Source organism: Vibrio nigripulchritudo ATCC 27043 (assembly GCF_000222685.1).
Classification (GTDB): Bacteria; Pseudomonadota; Gammaproteobacteria; order Enterobacterales; family Vibrionaceae; genus Vibrio; species Vibrio nigripulchritudo.
The window spans coordinates 1-5,244 of sequence record NZ_AFWJ01000132.1; the positions used below are offsets into that span (position 1 = coordinate 1).

Sequence of the window (5,244 nt, forward strand, 5' to 3'; positions counted from 1 at the left end):
GCAGAAGTGTGGATCTTTGCGCGATTAGTGGCCGGTATGGCTGTAGCTGGCGTGTTTGTCATCGTCGAGTCCTGGTTATTGGCTGGTAGCGCGTCAGGACGAGCTAAGCGTCTGGGCATCTACATGACGTCACTTTACGGCGGTTCTTCTCTTGGGCAACTGGGTATCAGCGTATTTGGCGTAACGGGACTCATCCCCTTTATCGCTATTCTGTCTCTGGTTTTCATGGCAATGGGATCCTTGATGGTACTTCGCTCTACCCAACCGACATGCGGACAACATGGCAGCATGTCAATGCGCCAGATTTTGTTATTGAGTAAACCTGCGATTGTTGGATGCGTAGTTTCCGGGCTTGTATTGGGAGCGATTTACGGATTGATGCCACTTGAGTTAACCACTCGTGACGTTGAGCTAAACCATGTTGGCAGTTTGATGGCGTTGGTGATTTTAGGTGGAATGGTAGTACAACCTATTGCTTCTTGGCTGTTAAAGTACGCGGGCAGAACGTTGTTGCTCGCTCTATTCAGTTTTATTGGTGCCAGTGCAATTGCTCTGCTGGCACTGTTTGAATCAGATTTCGTGATGGCGTCATCTTTGTTTGTACTGGGGATGGCAAGTTTCGCCTTATACCCTATTGCAATCAACCTAGGGTGCGACAATCTGGCAGAGAACCATATTGTTTCTGCTACTCAGGTGATGTTGTTTAGCTACAGTGTTGGCTCCGTATTTGGTCCTGTCGTCGCCGATCTGTTTTTGGGAAGCGGCGAAGGATTGATGGGCTACTTGTTTATCATTTTGCTGGCAACCAGCTTATACATGCTGGTCGTAAGTGTCAGGCACAAGCCTACCTTGGTTGCGGGCGAGTAAACGGCTTCGTTCGTTGTATTCACATTCATATCGCTGTATTCTGCGCGTCATTGAGCGAAGTGGAATACAGCAATGAACCGAAAAAGAAAATCAACGAGATTCTGAAAAAGAAGCAAAAAAGAAAAACGACGAAGCTTCATAAAAGCAACAAACCTAAATACATCTCCAAAGCAGACAGAGCCAAAATGGAAGCAGAACAGGCTTCTACTGAAGAGTCAGGAGTTGAAACGTCAGCCCCTTCTGATTCCTAAGCTATGCATTGAATGAAGCGCTACTTGTTAGCGCTTTTCTTTATCTCCGACTTGAACAAGTTTCACTCGTGCCTCAATAACCTCGCCGTTTACCGAATACTCTGAATGATCATTGGTGTTCAGGTTCACAACGACTTCATGCTCCCCGACTGGAAAGTCTGAAAGATAAAAGTGTTTACCATAGAGACGGGTAATCTTCTCACCGTTAACATAAAGATGCGCATGTCCCTGGTTTGGCTGGTTACTTTGATTTACCTTTTCAGGAGTAAATTCAAAGTTGCTTGTATGCAGAATCAAGTTCCAACCGGATTTGGTATCTTTGAGTAGCTCAAGCTCTATTTTTGGCGCGACTGATTGTGCTACCTCATATTTTTTATGACTCATCGAATGATCATGCGTGTAATGAGAGCTGTGATCTTCTTCCTCAATTTCTGAAACATTAACGAATGGAGCAATCCATATCCCAACAAAGACAAAAAATAGCGCCCAGTAAATGGAGTATGGAAATTTAAAGTCGAGTATCATCCAACGCTCCCTCGGCTACAGTTTTTTCAGATTGGCGAAACAAAGACGTGATTTTTAAACGCTGCCCGTAGCCAAAGAACATAAGAACCAGAGCGGATGCGATAATTGGCATATGACCGATTAGCTCCATTAATGCGGCGTCTTTATTGTTCTGAACGAGAAATGTTACGTTGGAAAGGAACATGAAGCTGGAAATAACCAGAACATTTAGTCGTGTGGTTGTTCCCAAAATCAGAATGGTTCCGAACACCACTTCCATAACGCCTGCGGACAGCACTAGCAGCCGATCGGAGTAAAATTCAAACCCTAAGTTCTCCATAAAGTTCCATTGATACATCTCGATAAACGCTTCCCCGTATAGCGCTCCGGTTAATTTTTCGGATACACCGAGAGTAATCAACGCGACCCCAGTGAAAATACGCAGTGAAGCTACCGAGTAAGGTTTGTATTTTTCCTGAAGTTCTGGCTTGGAAAAACTGTTGAACATGAGGAACAAAGCGATGCCCAGAATATTGCAATATTCCAGTGTTTCGATGAATCCGTATTGTGCAATTGCACCCATGAACAACAAGATAATTAAGATCGAAGCATGGAAAATCAGCCGGTTACTGATGAGCATGATTCCAATGGTCGCTTGAAAGAACACCAGGAAGGTTCCGAAATGCCCATACGCGTCATAATGCGGGGCGATGATTGAGCCATCATAAGCAGTAAGCAGCAATGCCATTCCGGTGAATATTCTGAGAATTTCAATTACATCTTTGCGGGCTTTCGCATCAATGATCGGAATGGTTGGTAATCTAGGGTCAAGAAATATGGAAGCACAGACAAGAAATATAGCGATGACGATCCATACCAAAACTTCGATATCAGTGAATGAGTATGGCTGGAAGTTTTGTACTGCTGCGTTTTCTGTATCGACAAACCACTTAACGTGCGCTGAGCTTTCAAGGCTAAATAGAAAGAGTGGAAACAACAGAAATGCTGCGAGAAAAGGCTTAATCGTTTTTTGCATAGCTCGCCCCTAATTTAATATGAAATCTAAACTTACTCATAAAGTTAGATGTTTTTTCCAATATTAAATTTAGGAAGCTTTTGAGCTTTTACAAGATTATCAAAGCGAGTCTGCTTTTTTCCCACGTATTGTCGGGCATACTCGCTGAGCTGCAGTTAAAATCTTAAAGGAGAAGCTCTCCCTCGATGGGTACGTATTGGCTGGCGCTGTTAGCCAGAGACAGAGCAGTAAGCGCTTCGACTCCGTATACTTCGACTCTCTTTCCGTATTTCTCACGAATTCTGTTTACCAGCACTTCGAAATCGCCATCACCAGAAACCAGAACCAATGTGTCTATCTCAGGTGCGATTTCAATCGCATCAATGGCAATACCAACGTCCCAATCACCTTTAGTGCTGCCATCCATTCGTTGAATAAATGGCTTCAGAATCACATTAAAACCAATGCCACGTAGTATATGGTGGAACTGTCGTTGTTTCTCTTGCGTACTCGAAATCGCATAGGCGTTAGCGTAAACCACTTCGCGATTTTGGGTCACTTTTCGCCAAAAAACGTTGTAATCAAAATTCTTCTGAAATGTCTCGCGCGTTGTGTAGTACACGTTTTGAACATCAACCAATATAGCAATTCTTTCCACAATCAAACCTTTAATGGAGTTAAGCGCGTACAAGCATACAGAAATAACCAGAAATCTCGACTTTAATACCACTTATTTGCTCTTTATTTCCGTAAGAAGACCATACTTACCCTATTCCATATGCCTGAATTGACTACCCAGAAGGCATGGAATCTAACCGAAACGGAGGGGCAATATGTGTCGACTACCTCTTCTTGCATTGATTGCGTTCAGTGCATCCGTCGCTTCTTACCCGGCTTACGAGCCAAGCTGGACCCACAGAAGCATCTTGTATTTCGCCCCTTCGGAGGATGAATACGTGCGTCAATTTCTGTATGAAACCTTGACCAACGAATGTGCATTAAAAGAACGTGACGTGGTCACATTGGTAATGACCCACGACGGATTTACAGAACCTTCGTGGCTTAAACTGGAATTCGATGTGGCAAAACTCGCGAAAATTTACCGGATAGACGAAGAAGAACATACTGCAATTCTTATCGGTAAAGATGGTGAAGAGAAGTATCGCTGGGGCAAAGAGACGGACTGGTCTTTCATCAATGAGCTGATCGACTCAATGCCTATGAGACAAAGAGAAATGAGGCTGCAAGGCAGCCCTTGCAGCATTTAGGGAATTAATCACGCAGGACATGCCATGCTTCGCATAAGGTGCGAAAACGTTCTGCGTTTCCACCGTCTCTATCCGGATGCCATTTAAGTGCCATACGTCGCCACTGCTTTCTGATTTCGGGGTATGTTGCATTTTCATCCAACTCAAACAATCCCAGCGCTTTCTGACGTGTCATGTCACCATTACCTGAACCAACAAAGTTTCTATAGCGTGTCCAGAATTCATCAAGCAACCTTTTTACTTCGCCACTTTCAGCTTCGTAGTTGCTCCAGTCTGTGTAGTAGTCTCGCAATGGATCTTCGACGTCTATTTCGTGCCCTCTCGCCTCAATCTCGTTCATTAGCTGGATATCCATCGCCTGAACCTGTACCCAAGATTCAGGATACAGTGTGTCCTGAAGCTGGTATAAAGCGTTCATCATAAGAAAGTTACGCTTAAACAAGTCTTTCTCTGGAGATGAATCCAGAAACGGAATAATTCCAAGCTCAGACAGATGGGAAGCTAAGGTGTGCACTTTCCAGCCCTGATGCTGTTTTTTCAGAACTTCCAAAATCGGCCATACTAGCGGGTTTTCCATATGCGGGTCATGGCTATGGATAAGATCGTTGTTCGACATAAGCACTCTTCGTTGGATCTACTACTTACATTCAAAGCTATAGATGAGAATTTGTCATTCCTGATACGTTAACGGATATCACAGATTTTAATTTGTATACAGCTCAATATTATGGTACTGGTTTCTTTTGAATTTGAATCAAAGACTTACGCCAGACTCTTACCTATGCTTATCTCTCCTGATGTTGCACATGAATACGCATTTATCGATTTTTACAACGATATTCAAACTCACGATCCTCTTGGTTGCGATTTCTATAGCGAAGGCATTGAAGACTTCCAAGCTTACATAAAATCCTTACTTGATGAAGAGCAAGGTATAAATTTGAAACCGGGCTATGTGCCCTGTTCCCATCGATGGTACTTAGATGAAAAAAGTAACATTGTCGGTACGCTCCGTATTCGTCATCGGTTAGACAGTGAGTTTCACAAACAGGAACTTGGTCATATTGGATTTGATATTGCGCCTTCCTACAGAGGAATGGGTTACGCAGTTAAAATGCTATTAAGCGGGTTGGATGTAGCCAGACAGCTTGGGGTTTCTGAAGTTTTAGTCACAACCAGTGAAGACAATAAAGCGTCACAAAGCGTGATCAAAAAGAGTGGCGGGATGTTCGAATCTAAAATCTTCTCTCCGGTATTTAATGACGTGGTGGAGAGATATTGGATAAAGACCAGCGAATTCGCTGGTCTTTAAATGGGTTGCTTAGATAACCCCAAGCTC

At 43.5% G+C, this 5,244-nt stretch carries 8 protein-coding genes; 4 read left to right on the forward strand and 4 right to left on the reverse strand.

Annotated features, from left to right (window positions below; translation table 11 throughout):
* Together RH89_RS29910 and RH89_RS12510 are read left to right on the forward strand one after the other, a co-directional pair.
* Positions 1–867, forward strand: an 867-nt coding sequence (locus tag RH89_RS29910; RefSeq protein ID WP_004402268.1) for an MFS transporter, incomplete at its 5' end; no start/stop codon positions are given.
* 59 nt (positions 868–926) lie between these two features.
* Positions 927–1,118, forward strand: coding sequence for a DUF2986 domain-containing protein (locus tag RH89_RS12510; RefSeq protein ID WP_004402270.1), 192 nt, complete (start codon positions 927–929; stop codon positions 1,116–1,118).
* Positions 1,119–1,145: 27 nt separating this feature from the next.
* Here RH89_RS12510 and RH89_RS12515 read toward each other — a convergent pair whose 3' ends face one another.
* From RH89_RS12515 to RH89_RS12525, 3 genes are all read right to left on the reverse strand, one after another.
* Positions 1,146–1,643, reverse strand: coding sequence for a hypothetical protein (locus RH89_RS12515; RefSeq protein ID WP_004402271.1), 498 nt, complete (start codon positions 1,641–1,643; stop codon positions 1,146–1,148).
* Entirely contained in the window at positions 1,627–2,658 is a 1,032-nt protein-coding gene (locus RH89_RS12520; RefSeq protein WP_004402272.1) for a DoxX family membrane protein, read from the reverse strand. Before RH89_RS12520 ends, RH89_RS12515 begins: the two co-directional genes overlap by 17 nt.
* Positions 2,659–2,821: 163 nt before the next feature.
* Positions 2,822–3,295, reverse strand: a complete 474-nt coding sequence (locus RH89_RS12525; RefSeq protein WP_038142878.1) for a LabA-like NYN domain-containing protein — start codon at positions 3,293–3,295, stop codon at positions 2,822–2,824.
* A 175-nt stretch (positions 3,296–3,470) separates the two neighbouring features.
* Between RH89_RS12525 and RH89_RS12530 the strand changes: the two genes are divergently transcribed.
* On the forward strand, positions 3,471–3,905 hold the full coding sequence (locus tag RH89_RS12530) for a DUF4174 domain-containing protein (RefSeq protein ID WP_004402274.1): 435 nt from the start codon (positions 3,471–3,473) through the stop codon (positions 3,903–3,905).
* 4 nt (positions 3,906–3,909) lie between these two features.
* Here the strand turns inward: RH89_RS12530 and RH89_RS12535 are convergent, their stop codons facing one another.
* The gene (locus tag RH89_RS12535; RefSeq protein ID WP_004402275.1) at positions 3,910–4,521 is read right to left on the reverse strand and encodes a DNA-J related domain-containing protein; all 612 of its coding nucleotides are present in this window, start codon (positions 4,519–4,521) and stop codon (positions 3,910–3,912) included.
* 111 nt (positions 4,522–4,632) lie between these two features.
* On the opposite strand from RH89_RS12535, the gene RH89_RS12540 reads away from it, so the two are divergent.
* Positions 4,633–5,217, forward strand: coding sequence for a GNAT family N-acetyltransferase (locus RH89_RS12540; protein WP_004402276.1), 585 nt, complete (start codon positions 4,633–4,635; stop codon positions 5,215–5,217).
* The last annotated feature ends 27 nt before the right edge of the window (positions 5,218–5,244 follow it).